The sequence below is a fragment of the Azorhizophilus paspali genome (assembly GCF_043587585.2).
Taxonomy (GTDB): domain Bacteria; phylum Pseudomonadota; class Gammaproteobacteria; order Pseudomonadales; family Pseudomonadaceae; genus Azotobacter; species Azotobacter paspali.
Map to the genome: position 1 here is coordinate 623,104 of NZ_CP171449.1, position 24,813 is coordinate 647,916.

Annotated in this window: 17 protein-coding genes and 1 pseudogene; 6 read left to right on the forward strand and 12 right to left on the reverse strand. The window is 63.4% G+C overall.

Features of this window, described 5'->3' with window-relative positions:
* Positions 1-36 precede the first annotated feature (36 nt).
* The 6 genes from nusA (at position 37) to pnp (ending at position 8,134) form a co-directional block, all read left to right on the forward strand.
* Entirely contained in the window at positions 37-1,518 is a 1,482-nt protein-coding gene (gene nusA / locus ACGI6K_RS03015) for a transcription termination factor NusA (RefSeq protein WP_376948072.1), read from the forward strand.
* A gap of 27 nt (positions 1,519-1,545) precedes the next feature.
* Positions 1,546-4,056, forward strand: coding sequence for a translation initiation factor IF-2 (infB, locus tag ACGI6K_RS03020; RefSeq protein ID WP_376948071.1), 2,511 nt, complete (start codon positions 1,546-1,548; stop codon positions 4,054-4,056).
* A 92-nt stretch (positions 4,057-4,148) separates the two neighbouring features.
* A complete protein-coding gene (gene rbfA / locus ACGI6K_RS03025; protein WP_376948070.1) occupies positions 4,149-4,538 on the forward strand; it encodes a 30S ribosome-binding factor RbfA in 390 nt (129 codons plus the stop codon).
* A gap of 3 nt (positions 4,539-4,541) precedes the next feature.
* On the forward strand, positions 4,542-5,459 hold the full coding sequence (gene truB / locus ACGI6K_RS03030) for a tRNA pseudouridine(55) synthase TruB (RefSeq protein ID WP_376948069.1): 918 nt from the start codon (positions 4,542-4,544) through the stop codon (positions 5,457-5,459).
* A 132-nt stretch (positions 5,460-5,591) separates the two neighbouring features.
* Positions 5,592-5,861 (forward strand): 30S ribosomal protein S15, encoded by a 270-nt coding sequence (rpsO, locus tag ACGI6K_RS03035; RefSeq protein ID WP_012702770.1) that lies wholly within the window; start codon positions 5,592-5,594, stop codon positions 5,859-5,861.
* Between the two features lie 164 nt (positions 5,862-6,025).
* Entirely contained in the window at positions 6,026-8,134 is a 2,109-nt protein-coding gene (gene pnp / locus ACGI6K_RS03040) for a polyribonucleotide nucleotidyltransferase (RefSeq protein WP_376948068.1), read from the forward strand.
* A gap of 71 nt (positions 8,135-8,205) precedes the next feature.
* Here pnp and ACGI6K_RS03045 read toward each other — a convergent pair whose 3' ends face one another.
* From ACGI6K_RS03045 to ACGI6K_RS03100, 12 genes and pseudogenes are all read right to left on the reverse strand, one after another.
* Positions 8,206-8,520, reverse strand: a complete 315-nt coding sequence (locus ACGI6K_RS03045; protein WP_376948067.1) for a DUF2845 domain-containing protein — start codon at positions 8,518-8,520, stop codon at positions 8,206-8,208.
* Entirely contained in the window at positions 8,517-11,462 is a 2,946-nt protein-coding gene (locus ACGI6K_RS03050) for a DUF748 domain-containing protein (protein ID WP_376948066.1), read from the reverse strand. The genes ACGI6K_RS03045 and ACGI6K_RS03050 overlap by 4 nt, the downstream gene beginning before the upstream one ends.
* A 139-nt stretch (positions 11,463-11,601) precedes the next feature.
* Positions 11,602-13,539 (reverse strand): acetate--CoA ligase, encoded by a 1,938-nt coding sequence (gene acs, locus ACGI6K_RS03055; RefSeq protein WP_376948065.1) that lies wholly within the window; start codon positions 13,537-13,539, stop codon positions 11,602-11,604.
* A 127-nt stretch (positions 13,540-13,666) separates the two neighbouring features.
* Positions 13,667-15,302: pseudogene (pgi, locus tag ACGI6K_RS03060) on the reverse strand (glucose-6-phosphate isomerase).
* A gap of 151 nt (positions 15,303-15,453) precedes the next feature.
* Entirely contained in the window at positions 15,454-15,834 is a 381-nt protein-coding gene (gene panD / locus ACGI6K_RS03065) for an aspartate 1-decarboxylase (protein WP_376948064.1), read from the reverse strand.
* Between the two features lie 120 nt (positions 15,835-15,954).
* The gene (gene panC, locus ACGI6K_RS03070) at positions 15,955-16,806 is read right to left on the reverse strand and encodes a pantoate--beta-alanine ligase (RefSeq protein ID WP_376948063.1); all 852 of its coding nucleotides are present in this window, start codon (positions 16,804-16,806) and stop codon (positions 15,955-15,957) included.
* A complete protein-coding gene (panB, locus tag ACGI6K_RS03075; RefSeq protein ID WP_376948062.1) occupies positions 16,803-17,603 on the reverse strand; it encodes a 3-methyl-2-oxobutanoate hydroxymethyltransferase in 801 nt (266 codons plus the stop codon). Before panB ends, panC begins: the two co-directional genes overlap by 4 nt.
* A gap of 105 nt (positions 17,604-17,708) precedes the next feature.
* On the reverse strand, positions 17,709-18,197 hold the full coding sequence (gene folK, locus ACGI6K_RS03080; protein ID WP_376948061.1) for a 2-amino-4-hydroxy-6-hydroxymethyldihydropteridine diphosphokinase: 489 nt from the start codon (positions 18,195-18,197) through the stop codon (positions 17,709-17,711).
* Entirely contained in the window at positions 18,197-19,588 is a 1,392-nt protein-coding gene (locus tag ACGI6K_RS03085) for a polynucleotide adenylyltransferase PcnB (protein WP_376948060.1), read from the reverse strand. Before ACGI6K_RS03085 ends, folK begins: the two co-directional genes overlap by 1 nt.
* A 664-nt stretch (positions 19,589-20,252) precedes the next feature.
* Entirely contained in the window at positions 20,253-21,632 is a 1,380-nt protein-coding gene (locus ACGI6K_RS03090; protein ID WP_376948059.1) for a sigma-54-dependent transcriptional regulator, read from the reverse strand.
* Positions 21,633-21,654: 22 nt separating this feature from the next.
* Positions 21,655-24,600: an ATP-binding protein gene (locus tag ACGI6K_RS03095; RefSeq protein ID WP_376948058.1), complete on the reverse strand. Its 2,946-nt coding sequence runs from the start codon at positions 24,598-24,600 to the stop codon at positions 21,655-21,657.
* Positions 24,590-24,766 carry a hypothetical protein gene (locus ACGI6K_RS03100; protein ID WP_012702757.1) on the reverse strand — a complete coding sequence of 59 codons (177 nt, stop codon included), beginning with the start codon at positions 24,764-24,766 and terminating at the stop codon, positions 24,590-24,592. Before ACGI6K_RS03100 ends, ACGI6K_RS03095 begins: the two co-directional genes overlap by 11 nt.
* Between the last annotated feature and the right edge of the window lie 47 nt (positions 24,767-24,813).

The window sequence follows — 24,813 nt, forward strand, 5'->3', positions numbered from 1 at the left end:
CGCGGATCCCTATGGATTGCGAAAGGCAAGCGTACGATGAGCAAAGAAGTACTGCTGGTAGTTGAGTCGGTGTCCAATGAAAAGGGCGTTCCGGCTGGTGTGATTTTCGAGGCCCTGGAGCTGGCGCTGGCCACTGCCACCAAGAAGCGCTACGAGGACGATGTCGATCTGCGTGTGCAGATCAACCGTCAAAGCGGCGCGTACGACACTTTCCGTCGCTGGACCGTCGTCGAGGACGATTTGCTGGAGAATCCGGCTACCGAACTGACGCTCGACGAGGCCCATGAGCGCAAGCCTGACGTCAAGGTGGGGGATGTAATCGAGGAAAAGATCGAGTCCATTGAGTTCGGTCGAATTGCCGCGCAGACTGCCAAGCAGGTGATCGTGCAGAAGGTGCGGGAGGCTGAGCGTGCCCAGGTGGTGGATGTCTACCGCGAACGTGTGGGGGAGATCATTTCCGGCACCGTTAAAAAGGTGACCCGGGACAATGTCATCGTCGATCTCGGCAACAATGCCGAGGCGCTGCTGGCGAGGGAGGATATCATCCCTCGCGAGACCTTCCGGGTCGGTGCGCGGGTACGGGCTTTGCTGAAGGAGATTCGCCCGGAGAACCGCGGTCCGCAGTTGATCCTGTCGCGTACCGCACCGGGCATGCTTATCGAGTTGTTCCGCATTGAGGTGCCGGAAATCGCCGAAGGGTTGATCGAGGTGAAGGCTGCTTCCCGTGATCCGGGGTCGCGCGCCAAGATCGCCGTGCGTTCCAAGGACAAACGTATTGATCCGCAGGGGGCCTGCATCGGCATGCGCGGTTCTCGTGTGCAGGCCGTTTCCGGCGAGCTGGGGGGGGAGCGTGTCGATATCGTGCTGTGGGACGATAATCCGGCCCAGTTCGTGATCAACGCGATGGCTCCGGCCGAGGTGGCGGCGATCATCGTCGACGAGGATGCCCATGCGATGGATGTCGCCGTGGCCGACGACAACCTGGCTCAGGCCATCGGTCGCGGCGGGCAGAACGTGCGGCTGGCCAGCCAACTGACCGGTTGGACCCTGAATGTGATGACCGAGGCCGATATCCAGGCCAAGCAACGAGCCGAGACGGGCGACATCCTGCGCTCCTTTGTCGAAGAGCTTGAAGTCGACGAGGAGTTGGCGCAGGTGCTGGTGGAGGAAGGCTTCACCAGCCTAGAAGAGATTGCCTATGTACCGATGGAAGAGATGCTCGCCATTGATGGTTTCGATGAGGAAATCGTCAACGAGTTGCGCGCGCGCGCTAAGGATCGCCTGCTGACCAAGGCTATTGCTACTGAAGAAAAGCTGGTGGAAGCCCATCCGGCCGAAGACCTGCTCTCGCTCGAGGGTATGGACAAGGAGCTGGCGGTTGAGCTGGCGATGCGCGGGGTCATTACCCGCGAAGACCTAGCCGAGCAGTCGATTGATGACCTGCTCGACATCGACGGCATGGATGAAGAGCGTGCCGGCAAGTTGATCATGGCCGCCCGAGCCCATTGGTTCGAGTAAGCATTAGCGGCCTGAGGAGAGAGATGCATGACGCAAGTCACGGTGAAAGAACTGGCCCTGGTGGTCGATACACCGGTCGAGCGCCTGCTGCAGCAGATGCGTGAGGCAGGCCTGTCGCATACCAGCGCCGAGCAGGTAGTGACCGACAATGAAAAGCAGGCCCTGTTGGCTCACCTCAAGGGCAGCCATGGCGTGAAGTTGGAGGAGCCGCGCAAGATCACCTTGCAGCGCAAGACCACGACTACTTTAAGGGTCGCCGGTAGCAAGACCATCAGTGTTGAGGTCCGCAAGAAAAAGACTTATGTCAAGCGCAGCCCTGACGAACTCGAGGCCGAGAAGCAGCGTGAGCTCGAGGAGCAGCGTGCCGTTGAGGAGGCTGCTGTGCGCCAGAAGGCTGAGGAGGAAGCTAGGCGTCGTGCTGCCGAGCAGGAGGCTCAGCGCCAGGCCGAGGCGCCTGCCGTCGCTGCGGTAGCGGCCAAGGAGCCGGAATTGGCGCTTGGCGTGGTGCCCGAGCCCGTCGCCGCTCCGCCCGCCAGTGAAGAGCGCAAGCGGGAAGAGCCGCGTCGTGTCGACAAGGAAAAGGTACGCAATGTCGATGATGAGCGGCGCGAGCGCAAGAACGCCCAGCATCGTCCCTCCATCAAGGACAAGGCGCCGGCTGCCCGTGCAGTGGTACGCAGTGTCGACGAAGACGGTGAAGGTTTCGGTCGCCGCGGTGGTCGTGGAGGCAAGTCGAAGCTGAAGAAGCGCAATCAGCATGGCTTCCAGAGCCCGACCGGCCCTGTCGTGCGCGAGGTGACCATCGGTGAGACCATCACTGTTGCCGAACTGGCTCAGCAGATGGCGGTCAAGGCGGCCGAGGTCATCAAGTTCATGTTCAAGATGGGCACGCCGGTGACCATCAACCAGGTACTCGACCGGGAAACCGCCCAACTGGTGGCCGAGGAGTTGGGGCATAAGGTTAAGCTGGTCAGCGAGAATGCACTGGAGGAGCAGTTGGCCGAATCCCTCAAGTTCGAGGGCGAAGCCGAGGCGCGTGCACCGGTGGTCACGGTCATGGGGCACGTCGACCATGGCAAAACCTCGCTGCTTGACTACATTCGCCGTACCAAGGTAGCGACCGGCGAGGCGGGCGGTATCACCCAGCACATCGGCGCCTATCATGTGGAAACCGATCGCGGCATGATCACTTTCCTCGATACTCCCGGCCATGCCGCGTTTACCGCGATGCGTGCCCGGGGCGCCAAGGCCACCGATATCGTCATCTTGGTGGTGGCGGCCGACGACGGCGTGATGCCGCAGACCGAGGAAGCCATTCAACATGCCAAGGCGGCTGGTGTGCCGATCGTCGTGGCGGTGAACAAGATCGACAAGCCGGAAGCCGATCCGGACCGGGTCAAGAACGATCTGGCCGCTCGCGATGTGATTCCCGAGGAGTGGGGTGGCGATACCCAGTTCGTCCATGTCTCTGCGAAGGCCGGTACCGGCATCGACGAACTACTCGAAGCCGTGTTGCTGCAGGCCGAAGTATTGGAGCTGAAGGCCACGCCGAGCGCTCCGGGTCGTGGAGTGGTGATCGAGTCGCGCCTAGACAAGGGGCGCGGTCCGGTGGCGACCGTGCTCGTGCAGAACGGCACGCTGCGCCAAGGCGATGTCGTTCTCGCCGGTGTCAACTTCGGCCGTGTGCGGGCAATGCTCGATGAGAATGGCCAACCGCTCAAGGAGGCCGGTCCATCGATTCCGGTGGAGATTCTCGGTCTGGATTCCACCCCGGATGCCGGCGACGAACTGACAGTGGTTACCGACGAGAAGAAGGCCCGTGAAGTGGCGCTGTTCCGGCAGGGCAAGTTTCGCGAGGTCAAGCTGGCTCGTCAGCATTCGGCGAAGCTGGAAAACATCTTCGAAACCATGGGGCAGGACGAGAAGAAGACGCTCAACATCGTCCTCAAGGCCGACATGCGCGGCTCGCTGGAGGCCCTGCAGGGTGCTCTGTCCGAGCTTGGCAACGAGGAGGTCCAGGTACGCGTGGTAGGCGGTGGCGTCGGCGGTATCACCGAGAGCGATGCCAACCTGGGCCTGGCTTCCAATGCCGTGCTGTTCGGCTTCAACGTGCGCGCCGATGCCGGCGCACGTAAGATCGTCGAGCAGGAAGGTCTGGATCTGCGTTACTACAACGTCATCTACGACATCATCGAGGACGTCAAGAAGGCCCTGTCGGGCATGTTGGGCAGCGAGGTGCGGGAGAACATTCTGGGCGTCGCGGAAGTGCGTGACGTGTTCCGTTCGCCGAAGTTCGGCGCCATCGCCGGTTGCATGGTGCTCGAGGGCAACGTTCATCGCAATCGCCCGATCCGTGTGCTGCGCGACGACGTGGTGATCTTCGAGGGCGAGTTGGAGTCCCTGCGCCGTTTCAAGGACGACGTGTCCGAAGTCCGGGCCGGCATGGAGTGCGGTATTGGCGTGAAGAGCTACAACGACGTCAAGGTCGGTGACAAGATCGAAGTGTACGAGAAGGTCCAGGTGGCGCGTTCGCTCTGACGCGCGCAAGCACGAAGCTGGAAGCGCGAATCCGGAGGCCGGCAGGTTTCCGGGGGCGGCTTCCAGCTTTTGGCTTATTTGAGAGGCGAAATATGGCCAAAGACTACAGTCGCACCCAGCGCATCGGCGATCAGATGCAGCGTGAGCTGTCCTTTCTGATTCAGCGCGAGATTAAGGATCCGCGCCTCGGAATGATCACCGTGACGGCAGTGGAGGTGGCGCGTGACTTGTCCCATGCCAAGGTGTTCATCACCGTCATGGGCAAGGAGGACAGCGCCGACGAGATCGAGCGAAACCTGGAGATTCTCCACGAGGCAGCTAGTTTTTTACGCATGCAACTGGGCAAGTCGATGAAGTTGCGCAGCGTACCGCAACTGCACTTCAGCTATGACGCGAGCGTTCGCCGGGGCGTCGAGCTGTCGGCGCTGATCGAGCGTGCCGTGGCCGAAGATCGGCTGCATACAGGCAAGGGCGAGGAGTGACGTGTGACCCAGGGTAAACGTATCCGCCGCAAGGTCGACGGCATCCTGGTCCTCGACAAGCCGCATGGACTGACCTCCAACGCCGCGTTGCAGAAGGTGCGCTGGCTTTTGAACGCCGAGAAGGCCGGGCATACCGGTAGCCTCGACCCGTTGGCCACCGGTGTGCTGCCGCTGTGTTTCGGCGAGGCGACCAAATTTTCCCAGTACCTGCTGGATGCCGACAAGGGTTACGAGACCCTGATGCACCTCGGCGTGACCACGACTACCGGCGACGCCGAGGGTGAGGTGCTCGAGCGACGTGACGTGCAGCTCGGGCGCGATGCGCTGGAGTCGGTACTGGCGGATTTCCGCGGCGAGATCAGCCAGGTCCCGCCCATGTACTCGGCGCTCAAACGTGACGGGCAGCCGCTCTACAAGCTGGCCAGGGCCGGCGAGGTGGTGGAGCGCGAAGCACGTTCTGTTACTATTGCGCGCCTGGAACTGCTGGCCTTCGAGCCACCGTTCGCGCGGCTGGCGGTGGCTTGCAGCAAGGGCACCTATGTGCGTTCCCTGGTCGAGGACATCGGCCAGGTGCTCGGATTCGGAGCGCACGTCGCGGAGTTGCACAGGACCCAGGCCGGACCTTTCGGGCTGGCCCGGACGGTCAGCCTCGCGGCCCTTGAGCAGGCCCATGCCGAAGGTGGTAGCGAGGCGCTCGACCCTTTCCTGCTGCCGGCGGACAGCGGTCTGGAGCATTGGCCGTTGCTGCAGCTCTCCGAGCACAGCAGCTATTACTGGCTGCACGGGCAGCCGGTGCGCGCGCCGCAGTCGCCGAAGTTCGGCATGGTGCGGGTGCAGGATCATACGGGCCGCTTCATCGGTATCGGTGAAGTGGGCGACGACGGGCGCATCGCGCCGCGTCGACTGATTCGGTCGGAATGACCGATGCGAGGGTGGCTGTCAGCAGGCACGGTCATGCCTCTTTTCTCAAACACGGGAAGCCATTCCCGGCCTGCTGAAGCCGTCCGGCGCCGCATTGGCCCACACGGTTTCCCGATAAAGAGGATGCCCATCATGGCACTCACCGTTGAAGAAAAAGCCCAGATCGTTAACGAGTACAAGCAAGCTGAAGGCGATACCGGTTCTCCGGAAGTGCAGGTTGCCCTGCTGACTGCCAATATCAACAAGCTGCAGGACCACTTCAAGGCCAACGGCAAGGATCACCACTCCCGTCGCGGTCTGATCCGTATGGTCAACCAGCGCCGCAAGCTGCTGGACTACCTGAAGGGTAAGGACACCACTCGTTACAGCACCCTGATCGGTCGTCTGGGTCTGCGTCGCTAAGACGTGCATCGAGCTGGAAGCTGCAAGTGAGGGGCTGGAAGCGGGACATCGGGCTTGCTTCCAGCTTCTTGCTTTCGGCTTCCGGTTTTTCAGGAGGCGTCTTCGGGTCCGACTCCCGACTTCCTGAGGATTTCCCCAAGGCAACAATAGAGAAGGAAAATACCGTGAATCCGGTTATCAAAACATTCCAGTTCGGTCAGTCGACCGTTACCCTGGAGACCGGCCGCATCGCCCGCCAGGCCTCCGGGGCCGTGCTGGTCACCATCGACGATGAGGTGACCGTGCTGGTCACCGTGGTCGCCGCCAAGCAGGCCGATCCGGGCAAGGGCTTCTTCCCGCTGTCCGTGCACTATCAGGAAAAGACTTACGCCGCCGGCCGCATTCCCGGCGGTTTCTTCAAGCGCGAAGGCCGTCCTTCCGAGAAGGAAACCCTGACTTCGCGCCTGATCGACCGGCCGATCCGCCCATTGTTCCCCGAGGGCTTCATGAACGAGGTGCAGGTGATCTGCACTGTGCTGTCCACCAGCAAGAAGACCGATCCGGATATCGCCTCGATGATCGGCACCTCGGCCGCTCTGGCCGTCTCCGGTATTCCCTTCAACGGTCCGATCGGTGCCGCTCGCGTGGGTTTCCACGAGGAAACCGGCTATCTACTCAACCCCAGCTACGAGCAGCTCAAGGCTTCCCGCCTCGACATGGTGGTGGCCGGTACCGAGTCCGCCGTGCTGATGGTCGAGTCCGAAGCCGAAGAGCTGACCGAGGACCAGATGCTCGGCGCCGTGCTGTTCGCTCATGAAGAGTTCCAGGCGGTGATCCAGGCCATCAAGGAGTTCGCTGCCGAGGCCGGTCGGTCGGCCTGGGACTGGCAGCCGCCGGTCGAGAACACCGCGCTGCTCGAGGCCATCCGCGCCGAATTCGGCGAGGCCATCTCGCAAGCCTACACCATCACCGTCAAGCAGGAGCGCTATGGCCGCCTGGATGAGCTGCGCGAGCAGACCATCGCCCGGCTGGCTGGCGATGCGGAGGGACAGCCATCCGTCGCCGAGGTCAAGGAGGCCTTCGGTCTGATCGAGTACCGGACCGTGCGTCAGAACATCGTCGACGGCAAACCGCGGATCGACGGTCGTGACAACCGCACCGTACGTCCGCTGAAGATCGAAGTTGGCGTCCTGCCGAAGACCCACGGCTCGGCTTTGTTCACTCGTGGCGAAACTCAGGCGCTGGTGGTGGCCACCCTGGGCACCGCGCGCGATGCCCAGGTGCTCGACACCTTGGAAGGCGAGCGCAAGGACAGCTTCATGCTGCACTACAACTTCCCGCCGTTCTCGGTCGGCGAGTGCGGTCGCATGGGCAGCGCCGGTCGCCGCGAGATCGGTCATGGTCGTCTGGCCCGCCGTGGCGTGCAGGCCATGCTGCCGAAGGACGACAGCTTCCCCTACACCGTGCGCGTGGTATCGGAAATCACCGAATCCAACGGTTCCAGCTCAATGGCATCGGTCTGTGGTGCCTCGCTCGCGCTGATGGATGCCGGCGTGCCGATGAAGGCACCGGTGGCCGGTATCGCCATGGGGCTGGTCAAGGAAGGCGAGAAATTCGCCGTACTGACCGACATCCTCGGCGACGAGGATCATCTGGGCGACATGGACTTCAAGGTTGCCGGCACCGCCGCTGGTGTCACCGCGCTGCAGATGGACATCAAGATCCAGGGCATCACCGAGGAAATCATGGAGATCGCCCTGAACCAGGCACTGGAGGCCCGCCTGCACATCCTTGGTCAGATGGGCCAGGTGATCGGCCAGTCGCGTAGCGAGCTGTCCTCCAACGCGCCGACCATGTTGTCGATGAAGATCGACCAGGACAAGATCCGCGATGTGATCGGCAAGGGGGGGGCCACCATCCGCGCCATCTGCGAGGAAACCAAGGCCTCCATTGACATCGAGGACGACGGTTCGATCAAGATCTTCGGCGAAACCCGCGAAGCGGCGGAGGCGGCCAAGCAGCGCGTGCTGTCCATCACCGCCGAAGCCGAGATCGGCAAGATCTATGTCGGCAAGGTCGAGCGCATCGTCGACTTCGGAGCCTTCGTCAATATCCTGCCGGGCAAGGATGGCTTGGTACATATCTCGCAGATCAGCGACCAGCGTATCGAGAAGGTCACCGACGTACTCAAGGAGGGCCAGGAGGTGAAGGTGCTGGTACTCGATGTGGACAACCGTGGCCGCATCAAGCTGTCGATTAAGGACGTCGCCGCTGCCGAAGCATCCGGCGTCTGATCGCCGCACTCGTGAAAGGGAAAGACGAGGGCCTTACGGGGCCCTCATTCGTTCCGGTGCACAATCGCTTTTCATTGGAGGCGCCGACTGTCGATGTCGACCAGGCGGTTGCCTTCGAAGCGCAGAAAGTAGTGCATGCCGTTGCGCGGACCATATACCCATCCCTCCCGCGTCGGTTCATGGTAGGTGCCCCAGTCGTCGTGCCACTCGCGACAGCCAAGTGGCTCGCGGCTGACCGGCTCGCCACATTTGGCGAGGACTTCGTAGGTGGAGTCGCCAGTACTGATCAGCCGGTTGTCGCAGCGCAGGGTGGCGGCCGGGAGCAGAGATGGCAACAGGCCGAACAAGGCGGCGGACAGGCGGAATGAATTTATGTGTGCCATCATTCGCCGGCCAGTTGCAACGGGACGCTGATGCGCTCGCCGGCCGGCGCTTCGCTGACCCCGACATCCAACTGGTAAATACGCTGGTCCTCCAGGCCGGCCTGATCGACCAGATAAGCCTTGATGCTGGCGGCGCGCGCCTGGGCCAACTGGCGGAGCAGCAGCGTATTGTCGCTCCAGGAAGCCAGCACGGCTTCGCGCAGCCGGGTGGTGCGTTCTTGCTTGCCCAGTTCTTTCCACTCCGCCGGCGGTTGCTGTTTCAGGCGGCTACGGTAAATGCCTTCGAGTAGCGGCTCCTTTTCGTCGTCGGGAACCTTCAGTCCATCGGCGCTGGCCGGCACGCGTTCGCCCTGTCGTTGCAGGATGCGGTAGTAGAGGCTCCGGTATTCGCGCTCCAGGCGCCGCTCCGCCATCAGCGGGCCGTCGCTGGCCTGGACGCTCATTCCTTCGATCTCCAGGCGCAATTGTGGGCGCTCTTTCAGTGCCTTGCCAAGGGCGTCCAGGCTGCGCCGCGCTGCGGCGTCCAGCTCGCTGCTGCCCGGGTTGAACTCGACTTGACTGAGGTCGGCGTCGCCGCCGGCGAGCCCGGCGATGAACTTGAACGGCGCCTGTGCCGCGCGTACCACCAGATTGCGCAGCGTCTGCCAGACGATGGGCATGACCCTGAACTGGGGGTTGTTCAGGTCGCCCTGGACCGGCAGGTCGATGGCGATCCGTCCCTGGCTGTCCTTCAGCAAGGCCACTGCCAAGCGGATCGGCAAGTCCACCGCATCCGGGCTGTCGACCTGCTCGCCCAATTGCAGTTGCTCCAGGACCAGGTTGTTCTCGGCATTCAACGCGCCTTTGGCGATACGGTAGTGCAGGTCCAGATTGAGGCGTCCCTTGCGGATGCGATAGCCGGCGAACTTGCCTGAATAGGGAGTCAGGGTGGTCAGTTCGACTCGCTGGAAACGAGTTTCGATGTCCAGGCTGTCGAGCGGATCGAAGGGATTTAGCTCGCCCTTGATGCTGACTGGCGCGTAGCGGTCCACCTTACCCTTGATATCCACGCTGGCCGGCTTCGGCCGGCGATTGTCCAGGCTGCCGATGCGCCCGTTGAGTTGCTGGATGGCCGTGGCGAAGTTGGGCCGCAGGCTGAAGTCGGCGAAGTTGGCCGAGCCGTTCTTGATCTCCACCGTGCCGATACGGATGCCCAGCGGCTGGGTAGCCGATTGTTCCGTGGATTTCGGTGCGCCCTTGCGGGCCGGCTTCGGCTGTTCTTTTTCCTGGGCGATAAGCAGTTCGCTGACGTTGGTGCTCAGATCCTCGTTGACGATGAAACGGGCATAGGGCTGTTCGAGCAGAACCCGTTCGATGCTCAGTTGCTCGTCATGGCGGTAGCTGAGGTTTTCGAGGGTCAACTGGCGCCACTTGACGAAATCCCGGTTTCTCAGGGTATCGAGGATGTGCAGTTGTTTGACGCTGGCGCGGCCGTCGACTCGCAGGGCCAGCTTTTCGCCGCCCTTCAGGTCGACCTTCAGGGCGCTGTCAAGTTGCCCGCTACGCAGCTCCAGGCGAACGAAGGGCGCGATATAGGCCTGCGCCAGGTGCAGGTCCAGATCGCTGCTGCCGACTTGCAGTTGTGCGACGAGCGGGCTCAGTTGTACCTGGCCGGCAGCCTTGAGTCGGCCTTGGCGGCCGATGCCGCTGTCCAGTTCAAGCCTGAAGGGGCTCTGGCCGAGGCTGTCGAAGTCGCGCAGGCTGAGATTCAGCGGGCCGACCAGCAATTCCACGTCCTGCTTTGGCACCCGGTCGGCCAGATACAGGCGGCTGCCGCGCAGCCGGACATCCGCCAGGACGATCTGCCAGGGCTTGCCGGGTTTCTTGTCAGGCGCGTCGGGTTGCCCAGCCTCATGCTTGGCGTCGTCGGCGGCGCTTTTGCTCGGTGTTTTTCCGGGTGTGCCGGATGCGAACAATTTCTGCCAATCCAGCTTGCCGTCGGCCTCGCGGGCCGCCCAGGTTTCCAGGCCCTGGCCCTGCACCTGGCCGATCGATACCCGGCGCTCGGCCAGGTCGAGCGAGGTCTTGCCGACCTCCAGGCTCTGCAGGCGGGCGAGAGGCCGGCCATTCGGCGCCTTGATGGCGAACGGTGCGAGCTTGAGGGCGGCATTCTGCAACTGCAGGCGAAAACCTTCCGCCAAATCCAATTGGTAGTCGCTGCTCAAGCTGAGCGTGCCGTTCTCCAGCACTAGGGGCACGGAATTCCGCACGTAGGGCCACCAGATGGCCAGGCCGACCTGGTCGATGCCCAGCTTGCCGCTAGAGCGCATCGGCACCAGGCTGAACTGACCGCTCCAGTCGATCCGGCCGGCATTCGGCCCGCTGGCCTGCAAGGTCAGTTCGGCGGTGTCGTTCGGCAAGGTGCCGAGATTGCGTACTTCGAGCTGGAGGGCGTCATAGCGGACTTCGACCGGCTCGCTCGGCTGTTGGTCCTGGAAATGGATCTGGCCGGCGCTCAGCAAAAAACGGTCGAGGTGCACCGGGAAAGGGGTTCCGGCCGGTTCTTCTTCCTGTTCGGGGCTGGCCGGCGGGAGTTTGAACAGGTGGGCCAGATTCAGTTCGCCCTGCTTGTCGAGCAACACTTCCACATGGGGGCGCTCCAGTTGCAATTCGGCCAGATGCAGATGGCCGCTCCACAAGCTATCCCATTGCAACTTGCCGTACAGGCGCTCGAAGCCCAGTTGCTCGTTGCCCGCTTCACCGAGGCGCAGTCGGTGCAGTGTCAATTCCAGGGTGAAAGGATTGAACTCCAGGCGCTCCAGGTTGGCCGGCTGGGTGACGAAGCGGGGGAGTTGCCGATTGATCACCTGCTGGGCGACGCCAGGGAGAACGAGGAAGCCGAACAGGCCATAGAGGGCGGGGGCAGCGGCCAGAGTAACGAGGGCGGGTTTCAGTCCTTTGGGCATGGGAATATCTTTTCTTCTCTGGCCAAGCTTATTCGAGAGTATGTCATGAGCTCGCCGATTGCCGAAGCCGAGCGCCTATCCCCTGAAGGGGAGTGAGGCGCTCTGCCACCCGCCTTGCCCGCTTTCGTGGCGCCTCGGCTCAGTGGCTCAGGCGATTGTCGATCAGTTCCTGGAGCACCGATGAGTCGGACAGGGTCGAGGTATCGCCCAGGTTGTCCAGTTCGTTGCAGGCGATCTTGCGCAGGATACGGCGCATGATCTTGCCCGAACGGGTTTTCGGCAGGCGCGGTGCCCATTGCAGAAAATCCGGTTTGGCGAAGCTGCCGATCTCGCGGCTGACCTGATCGACCAGCTCCCGCTTGAGCTGGTCGCTGGGCCGGCTGCCGGTGACCAGGGTGACGAAGGCGTAGACGCATTGGCCCTTGACGTCGTGGGGGCAGCCCACCACGGCGGCTTCCGCGACGCTGTCGTGCAGCACCAGGGCGCTTTCCACTTCGGCGGTACCGATGCGGTGGCCCGACACGTTGATCACGTCATCGACCCGGCCGGTGATCCAGTAGTAGCCGTCTTCGTCCCGGCGCGCGCCATCGCCGGTGAAATAGTAGCCGGGGTAGGGCTTGAAGTAGGTGTCGATCAGGCGCTGATGGTCGCCGTAAATGCTGCGGATCTGACTCGGCCAACTGGCCTTGATGGCCAGGATGCCGGCACCGGGTCCCTCGATTTCCTTGCCCTTGTCGTCGAGCAATACCGGTTGTACACCGAAAAACGGCCGGGTCGCCGAGCCGGGCTTGAGCAGGGTGGCGCCGGGCAGCGGGGTGATCATGATGGCGCCGGTTTCGGTCTGCCACCAGGTATCGACGATCGGGCAGCGACTGTCGCCGACCACGTGGTAGTACCACTCCCAGGCTTCCGGGTTGATCGGCTCGCCCACCGAGCCGAGCAGGCGCAGGCTGGCGCGCGAGGTTTTCCTGACCGGGCCCTCGCCTTCACGCATCAGCGAACGCAGTGCGGTGGGCGCGGTATAGAAGATGTTCACCCGATGCTTGTCGACCACCTGCCAGAAGCGCGAGGCGTCCGGATAGTTGGGCACGCCCTCGAAGATCAGTGTTGTGGCGCCGTTGGCCAACGGGCCGTAGACGATGTAGCTGTGTCCGGTGATCCAGCCGATGTCGGCGCTGCACCAGTAGACGTCGCCATCGTGGTAATCGAACACGTACTGGTGGGTCATCGCCGCCTGCAACAAGTAGCCGCCGGTGGTGTGCAGAACGCCCTTCGGTTTGCCGGTGCTGCCCGAGGTGTAGAGGATGAACAGCGGCGCCTCGGCGTCCATGGGCTCGGCCGGACAGTCGGCGCTGCAGCCCGGTACAGCCTCGTGGTACCAGAGATCGCGTCCCTCGCTCCAGTCGATGGCGCCACCAGTGCGCCGCACCACGACCACGCTGGAAACTCCGGGGCAACTCTGCAGGGCCTTGTCGGCGTTACGCTTGAGGGGCACGACCTTGCCGCCGCGCGCACTTTCGTCGGCGGTGATCAGGAGACGGCAATCGGCGTCGAGGATACGGTCGCGCAGCGCCTCCGGGGAGAAACCGCCAAATACCACCGAATGAACGGCGCCGATCCGGGCGCAGGCGAGCATGGCGTAAGCAGCCTCGGGAATCATCGGCATGTAGATGCAGACTCGGTCGCCCTTGCCGATGCCACGACTCTTCAGCAGATTAGCCAGACGGCAGACCTGTTCGTGCAACTGGCGATAAGTGATTCGCGCGGAGTCGGCAGGATTGTCGCCTTCCCAGATGATCGCCACCTGATCGCCGCGTTGCTTCAGATGCCGGTCGATGCAGTTGTGGGCGACATTCAACTGGCTGCCTTCGAACCAGTGGCTTTCGCCCTTGTTCATGTCCCCGCGATGAATGTTCTGCCAGGGCCTGAACCAGTCGAGGAAAAGGGTGGCCTGTTCGGCCCAGAAGCTGTCCGGTTGCTCGACCGATTGCCGATACAGGCGCAGATAGTCGTCATTGTTCAGCCAGCTGTGCTGGCGCAATGCTTCGCTGACGGGATGGTTGGCGATCTTGAACATGGCGGTTCCTTGTTTTTGTGTATCCGCGGGTGACCTAAGCGTGGACCCGAGGACCGCTGTGTTCAAGTCGCATAAGAGGGGGCAGGAGGGGAGCGCAGACGGGGCGGAACCTGAGCCCGGGGATTGGTCAGCCGCGGTGGCGGCCGCGGAAGTAGCTGATCAGGCCCTGGGTCGAGGCGTCCTCGGCCGGCGACTCGTCATGGCCGGTCAGGCGCTGGTAGACGTTCTTGCCCAGTTCCTTGCCCAACTCGACGCCCCACTGGTCGAAGGCATTGATACCCCAGATGATGCTCTGCGCGAATACCTTGTGCTCGTAGAGGGCGACCAGCGCGCCCAGGCGGCGCGGGCTGACGCGTTCCATGACCAGGGTGCTGCTCGGCCAGTTGCCGGGGATCACCTTGTGTGGTGCCAAGCGCTTCACTTCCGCCTCCGGCAGGCCCTTGGCGCGCAGTTCCACCTCGGCCTCCTCGCGGCTCTTGCCGAGCATCAGCGCCTGGCTCTGCGACAGGCAGTTGGCGTACAGCCACTGGTGGTGGTCGGCCACCGGGTTGTGGCTGACCACCGGCACGATAAAGTCCGCCGGGATCAGCAGGGTGCCTTGGTGCAGCAACTGGTGGTAGGCGTGTTGGCCGTTGCAGCCGACGCCGCCCCAGATCACCGGGCCCGTCCCGCAGGAGACCGGGCTGCCGTCCTGGCGCACGCTTTTGCCGTTGGACTCCATGTCCAGTTGTTGCAGATGCTGGGTGATGTTCCGCAGATAGTGGTCGTAGGGCAGGATGGCATGACTCTGCGCACCCCAGAAGTTGCCGTACCAGACGCCGAGCATGGCCAGCAATACCGGCTGTTGCTTTCGAAAGGCGCGCTCAGGAAGTGCTGGTCTATGGCATAGGCGCCGGAGAGCAGGTCTTTGAAGTTGGCTATGCCGATGGCCAGCGCGGTCGGCACGCCGATCGCCGACTACAGCGAATAGCGTTTGCCAACCCAGTCCCACATCGGGAAGATGTTCTCCTGACGGATGCCGAAGGCCACCGCTGTCGCGATATTGCTGGAGACGGCGATGAAGTGGCGGTGCAGTTCGCTCTCCGTGCCGCCCTGGGCCAGATACCAGGTACGTGCCGCCTGGGCATTCTTCAGGGTCTCCAGGGTGCCGAAAGATTTCGAGGAGACGATGAACAGGGTAGTCTCGGCACGCAGGCGGCAAGACAATTCATGGAGCTCGCTGCCGTCGATGTTCGCCAGGTAGTGGCAGCGCACGCCGTGCTGGGCGAAGGGCAGCAGGGCCTCGGATACCAGTTGGGGCCCCAGGAAGGAGCCGCCGATGCCGATGTTCACCACGTCGGTGATGGGTTTTCCGAGTAGCCGCGCCACAGGCGGTCATGGATGCGGCCGACTAGTTCGGTCATCTGGTTGAGTACCCGGTGCACCTGGGGAATCAGATTCTCGCCGTCGACCACCAGGCGCTCGCCGATCGGCCGGCGCAGCGCGGTGTGCAGCGCGGGGCGGCCTTCGGAGGCGTTCACCGCTTCGCCTTCGAACAGCGCATGGATGGCTCTTTCCAGCCCGGCTTCGCGCGCCAGGCGCATCAGTAGACTGCGGGTCTCCTGGGTCAGCAGGTGTTTCGAATAATCGAGAAACAGGCCACTGCTGCTCAGGGAGAACTCGTCGAAGCGTTGCGGATCGTTCTGGAAGGCCTCGCGTATACGGAAGGACTGCATGGCTTCGCGATGCTGGCGGAGCGCCTCCCAGGAGCTCAGGGGCGTCACATCGAGAGGTTGCTAGTGGTGCGGCATGGAGTTCTGCTTCCTGTGGATCTGTTCGGATAGCAAAAAGCCCGGAATACTCCGGGCTTTGCGGGGAAGATGCCCGCAGCGGGCATCGTCCGGGCGGGGGGCTCGCAGGCGCGCGGCGAGCGACTCAGGCAACCTGGACCGGAATCGCGTTGCTGGTATGGCTGAGCACGTTGCCGGGAGCCATGTACAGCATGCGCGGCTTATGAGTGGCCAGCTCCGCTTCGCTGTAATGCGCATAGGCGCAGATAATCACGCGGTCGCCCTTTTGCGCCTTGTGCGCGGCGGCACCGTTCACCGAAATCATCTTCGAGCCGTCCTCGGCGCGGATCGCGTAGGTGGTGAAGCGCTCGCCGTTGTCGACGTTGTAGATCTGGATCTGCTCGTACTCGTGGATACCTGCCAGATCCAGCCATTCTCCATCGATGGCGCAGGATCCTTCATAATCGAGCACCGAGTGGGTCACCTCGGCGCGGTGCAGTTTGGCCTTGAGCATGATGGCATCCATGGCAATTCCTCTTCAGGTTCCACTGGCGGCGGCTGAGTTTGCCTCAAGCGCCAGGGGTGATCAAGAAAACGACCCGCTCGGGCCGACCTGCGGGCCGTTCCGGCGAGACTTCGTCAATGTTCAGGCGATGTCGACACTCAGGTTGTCGATCAGGCGGGTATTGCCTAGATAGGCCGCCGCGAGCACGACCAGCCGAAGGTCCCCGAGAGCCGCCGGGCGCAGGCTGGCAGCCTCGCGGATCTCCAGGTAGTCGGGACGGAAACCGGCTTGGCGCAACGCCTCCAGTCCCTGGGTGCAAAGCCCGACGAAGTCCTGTTCGCCTGCCCGGATAGCCGTTCCGATGTCGCTCAGGGTGCGGTACAGCGCCGGCGCCACGTTGCGCTGCTCGTCGTTCAGGTAACCGTTGCGTGAGGACAGGGCCAGACCGTCGGCGGCGCGTACAGTGGGTTCGCCGAAGATCTGGATCGGCATGTTGAGGTCGCGTACCAGGGTGCGGATCACCGCCAGTTGCTGGTAGTCTTTCTCGCCGAACAGGGCGATGTCCGGCTGGGCGATGTTGAACAGCTTGGTCACCACTGTAGCGACACCTTCGAAGTGGCCAGGGCGCGCGGCGCCGCAGAGCCCTTCGGAGACGACGGGGACGGAAATGCGCGTCTGTCCCTGCATGCCGCCCGGATACATCTCTTCGGCGTTGGGGGCGAACAACAGGTTGCAACCGCCTTCGAGCAGTTTTTCCTGATCGGCGGCGAGGGTGCGTGGATACTTATCGAGATCCTCGGCGGGGCCGAACTGCAAGGGATTGACGAAGATACTGGCGACTACGAAGTCGGCACGCTGGCGAGCCTTCTCCACCAGCGCGATGTGTCCTGCGTGCAGGTTACCCATGGTCGGAACCAGGGCGATGCGCTTGCCATCGCCTCGGGCCCGGGCAATGGCGGCGCGTAGTTCGCGGACGGTCTTGAGGGTGATCATGCTGAAAATCCATGTTCGGCTGTTGGGAATTCGCCTTGCTTGACCGCATGTGCGTACGCGGCGAAGGCCGCCTGGATGTTTTCTTGGCCGGCCATGAAGTCTTTCACGAACTTCGGCGTGCGCCCGGTCAGGGACAGCCCGAGCATGTCGTGCATGACCAGGACCTGGCCATCGGTGGCGGCACCGGCGCCGATGCCTATGACCGGCACGCCTGCCGCACGGGTGATCTGTTCCGCCAGCGGGCTGGGCACGCATTCCAGCAGCAGCATGGCTGCCCCGGCCCGTTCCAGGGCTTCGGCATCGGCACGCAGCTGGCGCGCTCGCCCTTCGTCGCGGCCCTGCACCTTGTAGCCGCCGAACAGGTTCACCGATTGCGGAGTCAGGCCCAGATGCACGCAGGCCGGGATGCCGTTCTCGGCCAGGCGCGTCACGGTTTCGCACAGCCAGGCACCGCCCTCCAGCTTGACCATATGGGCACCGGCGCGCATGACCTGGGCGCTGCTCTCCAGAGCCTGGTCCAGCGAGGCATAGGACATGAACGGCAGATCGGTGACGATCAGCGCGCCGCGGTTGCCGCGTCTGACGCAGGTGGTGTGGTAGGCCATCTCGGCCACGCTGGTGGGTAGGGTGCTGTCGTGGCCCTGTAGAACCATGCCAAGGGAGTCGCCGACCAGCAGCACCTCGATGCCTGCCTGGCTGGCGATCTGGGCGAAGGTGGCGTCATAGCAGGTCAGCATGACGATCTTTTCGCCGCGCTGCTTGAGTCCTTGCAGAGTGATCAGGGTTACGTCGGGCATGTCGGTGTCGTCCGGGACAGCATCGGTGGGCACCGATGCGAGACAATGGGAGGCTTATAGTCCTGATTGGGGGGCTTCAAGTCAATTGCCGCTTTGGGCACCCGTTCAGGATTCGCTACGACGGCGCAATCCTTGCGCCGGGCAGGCGGCGAGCAGTTCATCGAGTAGGCGGCCATCTGGCAGGCGCAGCCCGGGAGCAATCTCTGCCAGTGGATAGAGCACGAAGGGGCGCGCGTGGAGATGGTAGTGGGGGACGATCAGGCGTTCTTCGTGCAATTGGCGGTTGCCGAACAGCAGGATATCGAGGTCCAGGGTGCGCGGACCCCAGCGTTCGGCCTTGCGTACCCGGCCTTGTTTCCGCTCGATCGCCTGCAGGGCGTCGAGCAGCTCCAGGGGGGCCAATGCGGAGTCCAGCGCGGCGACGGCATTCACATAGCACGGCTGGTCGGCGGGACCCAGGGGATCGCTGTCGTAGAAGGCGGAAACCGCCACCAGGCGTGTACCTGGCAGGGTCCGCAGGGCGTCGAGGGCGACGCGCAACTGCATGGCGGGGTCGCCCAGATTGCTGCCCAGGCCTATATAGACGCGCTCCATCAGTCCCGCTCCGGCACATCGCTCGAACCGCGCCGGCGCCGGTTGGGGCGGCGGCGCTTGCGCGGAGCGCTGCCGGCTTCGTCCTTGCCGCCGAGGGCGCGGATCATGCTGCGTCTTTCACTGTCGCTGGCCTCTTGGTAGTCGGTCCACCAGTCGCCTAGACCGCCGGTCTGCTCGCCGGCCTCCTCGCGCAGCAGAAGGAAGTCGTAGCCGGCACGGAAACGTGGATGCTCGAGCAGCAGGTCAGCGCGCTTGCCCTGGCGGCGCGGCAGGCGTTCCTGCAAGTCCCAAATTTCCCGAGTGGGCAGGGTGAAACGCTTGGGAATCGCAGTGCGCCGGCACTGTTCGGTGAGCACCAGATGGGCTGCCTCCTGCAATGCCGGGATCGGCGGCATGCCGCGCCTCTGCAATTCCAGGGCCCGGGATGGCAGGGCTGGCCAGAGCAGGGCGGCGAACAGGAAGGCGGGAGTCACCGGCTTGCCCTGGGCGATGCGCTCGTCGGTATTAGCCAGGGCATGGCGGACCAGCCGTTCGACATAATCTGGGTTGCGCTCCAGGGCCGCAGCCGTGGCTGGGAACAGCGGGGCAAACAGGTCGTATTCGAGTAGCAGCTCGAAGGTGTCTTCGGCGTAACCCGAGAGGAACAGCTTGAGCACCTCGTCGAACAGGCGGGGAGCGGGAATGTCGCGCAACAACGGTGCGAGCCGACGGATCGGTGCGGCGCTGTGATGCTCGATGTCGAAGTCGAGCTTGGCGGCGAAGCGCACGGCGCGCAGCATGCGCACCGGGTCCTCCAAGTAGCGCTGCTCGGGATCGCCGATCAGGCGAACCAGATGATTGCGGATGTCGTGCACGCCATGGGCGTAATCGAGGATGCGCTCATGGGCGATGTCGAAATACAGGGCATTGATGGTGAAGTCGCGGCGTTGGGCGTCTTCTTCCAGGGTGCCGTAGACGTTGTCGCGCAGGATCCGGCCGCTTTCGTGGCGCATCGCCAGATGGTTGTCCTCGTCATCTTCCTCATCGTCCGGATGGTGGGCGCGGAAGGTGGCGACTTCGATGATTTCCCGGCCGAAATGTACATGGGCCAGCTTGAAGCGGCGGCCGATCACCCGTGCATTGCGGAACTCGGCACGGACCTGTTCGGGCGTGGCGCTGGTGGCGACATCGAAGTCCTTCGGCTCGATATCGAGCAGCAGGTCTCGGACGCAACCGCCAACGAGGTAAGCCTGGTAGCCAGCATTTTGCAGACGCTCCACCACGCTGACGGCATGGCGGCTGATGTCGGCGCGGCGCAGCGAATGCTGCTGGCTGCCAAGGACCTCCGGCGTGCTGCGCGGATGGGGGCGGTTCAGGGACAGGCGAAAGGACTTGAACAGCTTCTTCAGCATCGGAGGTGCACTGCTTGACGGAGTGGCCGGCCAGAAATGCGCCTGACCGCGGAATGGCTGCGGATTCTAGCACCGGTACGGGAAGATGGATGAAACCGGAACGGCCCTCGGACGCAGAAAGGGAGCCGAAGCTCCCTTTCGAATCGAGGTGCGTGCGTTGTTCTTGTTCTGCTCCGGGCTTGTTGTTCTTGTTGTGCGCCCGTCCCGGTTGGCTCCTTGGCTCCGGGATGGCCCCCAATGGGGAGCCAATAGCAAACGGATTTCTTTGGTTGCAGATATTGCCTAGGGTCCTGCGGACCTACCAGTTCGGGTGCTGCTTCGTGGCAGTTTTGTTGTTCTCGGTCTGGCTGCGGGCTTCGCCCAGCGGGCATGCGCCTACTCCAAAAAAATCGGTTGGCTCCGTCTCCGCGTCGTTGTTCTTGTTAGGCTGGAGTCGTGTCGTCGTTCTTATTGTGGGCGGTACGTCTTGTTATTGTTGTTGTAAGAATTAATTTGCAGATGTCGTGCCAGAAAATAAAATTCCTTTCAAATCAGGTACTTGGATATTTCTTGGTTGATCGTGTGGCATGGATGGCCGAGCCTTGGTTACCTGTCGACTCGGTTTCTGTTACCACTTTTTTCGGGGGTAACAGCCTGTCGGCGGCCGGTTGTTACCCAATGTCCTTCAGGAGCTGGGAGCGCTCGACTTGCGGCGCGGAATGCCGAGACGCTGGCGACGTTCCCACAAGCACTTGCGGCTGATGCCGAGCTTGCGGGCCAGTTCGGTCTCGGTCATGTGGTCCTGATGCTCCAGGACGAAGTGTTGAAAGTAGTCTTCCAGCGAGAGATCCTCGGTGGGCTCGTGGCTGCCGTTGACCTCGGGGTCGGGCAATTCGGCGAAATCCTCGTCTTCCAGTTCGACATCGACGCCTAGCAGGTCAGCCGGTATGGTCTGGCCTTCGCAGAGAATCACCGCGCGCTCGATGGCGTTCTCCAGTTCGCGTACGTTGCCCGGCCAGGCGTACTGGCAGATGGTCTGCTCGGCCTCGGGTGAGAAGCGCATCTCGCCGCACTTCATGCGCTCACTTTGGCGCTTGAGGAAGGCCCAGGCGATCTCCAAAACGTCACCGTCGCGCTCGCGCAGGGCTGGCAGCTTCAGCGAGATGACGTTGAGCCGGTAGAACAGGTCCTCACGGAATTGGCCGGTCTTGGACAGCCCCTTGAGATCTCGGTGGGTGGCGGCGATCAGGCGGACATCGACCTTCTGTGACTGCACCGAGCCGACCCGGCGGATCTCGCCCTCCTGCAGCACGCGCAGCAGACGCGCCTGGGCCTCCAGGGGCAGTTCGCCGATCTCGTCGAGGAACAGGGTGCCGCCATCGGCGGCTTCGACCAGGCCGGTGCGTCCGGCGACGGCGCCGGTAAAAGCGCCTTTCTCGTGGCCGAAGAGTTCGGATTCGATCAGGGTTTCCGGGATCGCTGCGCAGTTCACCGAGATCAGCGGGGCCTTGGCGCGTTTCGACAGGTCGTGCAGGGCGCGGGCGACCAGTTCCTTGCCGGTGCCGGATTCGCCCTGGATCAGCACCGTGGAGTCGGTCGGGGCGACCTTGCGGATCTTGCCGAACAGATCGCGCATGGCGGGACAGGAGCCGATGATGCCGATCTCGCCGCTGGCCTGGGCGGCTGCCGGTTCGGCCAGGGCGGCCGGCGCCTGGCGGCGCTCGTTGAGGATGCGCGCCACCGTCTGCAGCATCTCGTCGTGGTCGAAGGGCTTGGCGATGTAGTCCATCGCGCCCATTTTCATCGAGTCCACCGCCGAGCGCAGGCTGGCATAGCTGGTCATGATCAGCACCGGGATACCCTCGGCCAGGCGTATCAGTTCGGTGCCGGGCGCGCCGGGTAGGCGCAGGTCGCTGATGATCAGGTCGAAACCGCGTAGGCTCTGGCGCTCCCGGGCTTCCTGCACCGAGCCGGCCTCGCTGACCTGATAGTGGTTGCGTTCCAGCAGGCGGCGCAGGGCGGAGCGGATGATGGTTTCGTCTTCGACGATCAGAATATGTGGCATCGGACGGACTCTCTCAACGGTCTCACGGCACCGGCGCCATGTCGATATGCCGTGGCAGGGTGACCCGGATGCGGGTCCCGCGTTGCCGCTCGGGATCGGCCGGGCTGTCGACGGCGATCCGGCCATAATGCTCTTCCACGATCGAATAGACCAGTGCTAGGCCGAGGCCGGTCCCCTTACCTGGGTCCTTGGTGGTGAAAAAGGGGTCGAATAGACGGTCGGCGATGGCCTTGGGGATGCCGCTGCCCTCATCCTCGACGATCAGGTCGATACTCTGTTCCACGGCCTCGCTGCGCACGCGGATGACTCCGCCGGGAGGGGAGGCGTCACGGGCGTTGGAAAGCAGGTTGACCAGTACCTGCACCAGCCGCTGAGGGTCGCCGACCACGCAGTGGCCGGGATCGCAGAGATTGAGGAAACTGACCTCGGTGCCTTCGCGGTTGAGCGACAGCAGGCCGATCGCCTCGCGGGCGATGTCGGCCAGGCACACCGCTTCGCTGGCCTGGGTGTGGCTGCCGGCATGGGCGAAGCTCATCAGCGAGCGGACGATGCGCGTCACCCGCTTGGTCTGGTCGATGATCTGGCTGCTGATCTCGCCCAGTTCGGCATCCTCCTCGTGCTCCTCGCGCAGGTTCTGCGCCAGGCAGGCGATGCCGGTGATCGGATTGCCGATCTCGTGAGCCACGCCGGCGGCCAGGCGGCCGATGCTGGCCAGGCGCTCGGAGTGCGCCAGCTTGTTTTCCAGCAATTGGGTTTCGGTGAGATCCTCGACCAGCAGGACCAGGCCGCTGCTGCCTGGGGCCAGGGGCTCGTCGATCGCCGCCTTGTGCAGGTTGAGCCAACGCATCTGGCCGTCCAACGACAGCCGCTGCTTGTACAGGTGTTCGTCGGAGCGCTGGACGAAGTCCTCCAGCAGGTTCCGCCAGGCGGGGTCGAGGGTAGTCAGACAGGAGCCGACCACGCGCTCGGCGGATATGCCGGTGAGTTCCTCCATGGCCCGGTTCCACATGAGGATCTCCTTGTCCTTGGACAGCGAGCAGACGCCCATCGGCAGTTCCTGCAAGGTCTGCCGGTGGTAGCGGCGCAACGTGTCTAGTTCGGCGGCCAGGCCGGTCAGGCGCGAACGGTAGTCCTCCAGGCGGCTTTCAATGAAGTGGATGTCTTCGGTGACGTAATCTTCGCCGGCGGTCTTGTAGGGCAGAAAGGTCTCGACGATGTCTTGCGCCACGCTCGGTCCCATCAGGCCGGACAGGTTGGCCTCGATGCGGTCGCGCAGGCGGCGCAGGGCGAAGGGGCGGCTCTCGTCGAACGGCAGGTGCAGGTCGCGCAGGGCCTGCTTCACCTCGCGCTGGGCGGTCCTGGCGCCGAGCGGGCGGGTCAGCCGGGCGGCGAACTCCTGGGCGGAGGTGGCCAGCAGTTCGCGGCGCTGCGGCCGGCGCACGTTGTCCACGGCGCAGGCTTCGCCGGCGCTGCGCTCCTCGGGGCTCGGCTCGGTGAATATCGATACCAGGGAGAACACCAGCACGTTGGCGGCCAGTGAGGTGATCGCAGCCAAGTGCCAACTGGTGTCGTCCAGCGCGTAGACGAAATTCAGCAGTGGCAGGTGCACGTCCTGCAGGTTGCCGAGCATGGGCAGCATCATGCCGCCCAGCCATACCGTCATGCCGACCAGGAGGCCGGCGATGAAGCCGCGATGGTTGGCGGTCTGCCAGTAGAGAGTCGAGAGCACGCCGGGAAGGAACTGCAAGGTGGCGACGAAGGCGGTGACGCCGAGGTTGGACAGGTTCTGGGTGGCGTCCAGCATTCGGTAGAAGGCGTAGCCGGCGGCGATGATGGCGATGATCAGCGTGCGCCGCGTCCATTTCAGCCAGCGATAGATGTTGCCTTCGGCCGGCGGCTGGTACAGCGGCAGCACTAGGTGATTGAGGGTCATCCCGGACAGGGCAAGGGTCAGGACGATGATCAGCCCGCTGGAGGCGGACAGTCCTCCGACATAGGCCAGCAGGGTGAGGGGCGCGTTTTCCAGCGCCAGACCCACGCCCAGGGTGAAATATTCCGGACCAATGGCGACTTCCAGTCGCATGCCGGCCCAGAGGATCAGCGGGATGGCCAGGCTCATCAGCAATAGAAACAGCGGCAGGCCCCAACTGGCGCTGGCCAGGCCGCGGGGGTTGAGGTTCTCGGTGAAGGTCATGTGGTACATGTGCGGCATGACGATGGACGAGGCGAAGAACAGCAGCAGCAGGGTACGCCAGGGGCCTTCCTGCAGCGGCGTGTGCAACGTGCCCAGCACTTCCCGCTGGTGCAGCAGCCACTGCTCCAGGCCCTGGGGGCCATCGAACACCCGGTACAGCGTATAGAGCCCGATACCGCCGAGGGCCACCAGCTTGACCAGCGACTCGAAGGCGATGGCGCAGACCAGGCCCTGGTGTTTCTCGCGGGTAGCGATATGCCGCGAGCCGAAGAGGATAGTGAAAAGCATGATCAGGGCGCAGAAGCTCAGGGCCACGCGTGCTTTCACCGGCTCCTGGATGAGGATGCCCACCGAGTCGGTGACGGCCTGGATCTGTAGGGCCAGCAGTGGCAGCACCGAGACCAGCATGAACAGGGTGGTCAGCGCGCCGGCCCAGGTGCTGCGGAAGCGGAAGGCGAACAGGTCGGCCAGGGACGACAGTTGGTAGGTGCGAGTCAGGCGTAGGATCGGGTAGAGCAGCACCGGCGCCAGCATGAAGGCACCGGAAACCCCCAGGTAGCAGGCGAGAAAGCCGTAGCCGTACTGGTAGGCCATGCCGACCGCACCGTAGAAAGCCCAGGCGCTGGCATACACGCCGAGGGACAGGGTGTAGACCAGCGGATGACGGATCAGCCGCTGCGGGATCAGGCCCTGCTCGCTGAGCCAGGCGACGCCGAACAGGGTCAGCAGGTAGGCGGCGCTGATCAGCAGCAGTTCACTCAGGCTAAAGCTCATCGGCGTCGGGCTGACTCTGCAGGATGAAGGTCACCACGATGAGGATCAGCCACAGCAGGTACGGTCGGTACCAGGCACCGTTGGGGTCGATCCACCAGTCCATGATGGCGGGGGAGAATAGATAGATTCCTACCACCAGCAGCAGGACCAGTCGGTAGATGTACATGGCGTGCCTCCATGGTGGATGGGTAATGGCGTCGGCGATGGTAATGG

Bases quoted from the DNA above. Each gene is read 5' to 3' on its own strand.
- nusA (WP_376948072.1), top strand. From the start codon at position 37: ATGAGCAAAGAAGTACTGCTGGTAGTTGAGTCGGTGTCCAATGAAAAG.
- infB (WP_376948071.1), top strand. From the start codon at position 1,546: ATGACGCAAGTCACGGTGAAAGAACTGGCCCTGGTGGTCGATACACCG.
- rbfA (WP_376948070.1), top strand. From the start codon at position 4,149: ATGGCCAAAGACTACAGTCGCACCCAGCGCATCGGCGATCAGATGCAG.
- rpsO (WP_012702770.1), top strand. From the start codon at position 5,592: ATGGCACTCACCGTTGAAGAAAAAGCCCAGATCGTTAACGAGTACAAG.
- ACGI6K_RS03045 (WP_376948067.1), bottom strand. From the start codon at position 8,520: ATGATGGCACACATAAATTCATTCCGCCTGTCCGCCGCCTTGTTCGGC.
- ACGI6K_RS03050 (WP_376948066.1), bottom strand. From the start codon at position 11,462: ATGCCCAAAGGACTGAAACCCGCCCTCGTTACTCTGGCCGCTGCCCCC.
- acs (WP_376948065.1), bottom strand. From the start codon at position 13,539: ATGTTCAAGATCGCCAACCATCCCGTCAGCGAAGCATTGCGCCAGCAC.
- panD (WP_376948064.1), bottom strand. From the start codon at position 15,834: ATGGATGCCATCATGCTCAAGGCCAAACTGCACCGCGCCGAGGTGACC.
- panC (WP_376948063.1), bottom strand. From the start codon at position 16,806: ATGATCACCCTCAAGACCGTCCGCGAACTACGCGCCGCCATTGCCCGG.
- panB (WP_376948062.1), bottom strand. From the start codon at position 17,603: ATGCCCGACGTAACCCTGATCACTCTGCAAGGACTCAAGCAGCGCGGC.
- folK (WP_376948061.1), bottom strand. From the start codon at position 18,197: ATGGAGCGCGTCTATATAGGCCTGGGCAGCAATCTGGGCGACCCCGCC.
- ACGI6K_RS03085 (WP_376948060.1), bottom strand. From the start codon at position 19,588: ATGCTGAAGAAGCTGTTCAAGTCCTTTCGCCTGTCCCTGAACCGCCCC.
- ACGI6K_RS03090 (WP_376948059.1), bottom strand. From the start codon at position 21,632: ATGCCACATATTCTGATCGTCGAAGACGAAACCATCATCCGCTCCGCC.
- ACGI6K_RS03095 (WP_376948058.1), bottom strand. From the start codon at position 24,600: ATGAGCTTTAGCCTGAGTGAACTGCTGCTGATCAGCGCCGCCTACCTG.
- ACGI6K_RS03100 (WP_012702757.1), bottom strand. From the start codon at position 24,766: ATGTACATCTACCGACTGGTCCTGCTGCTGGTGGTAGGAATCTATCTA.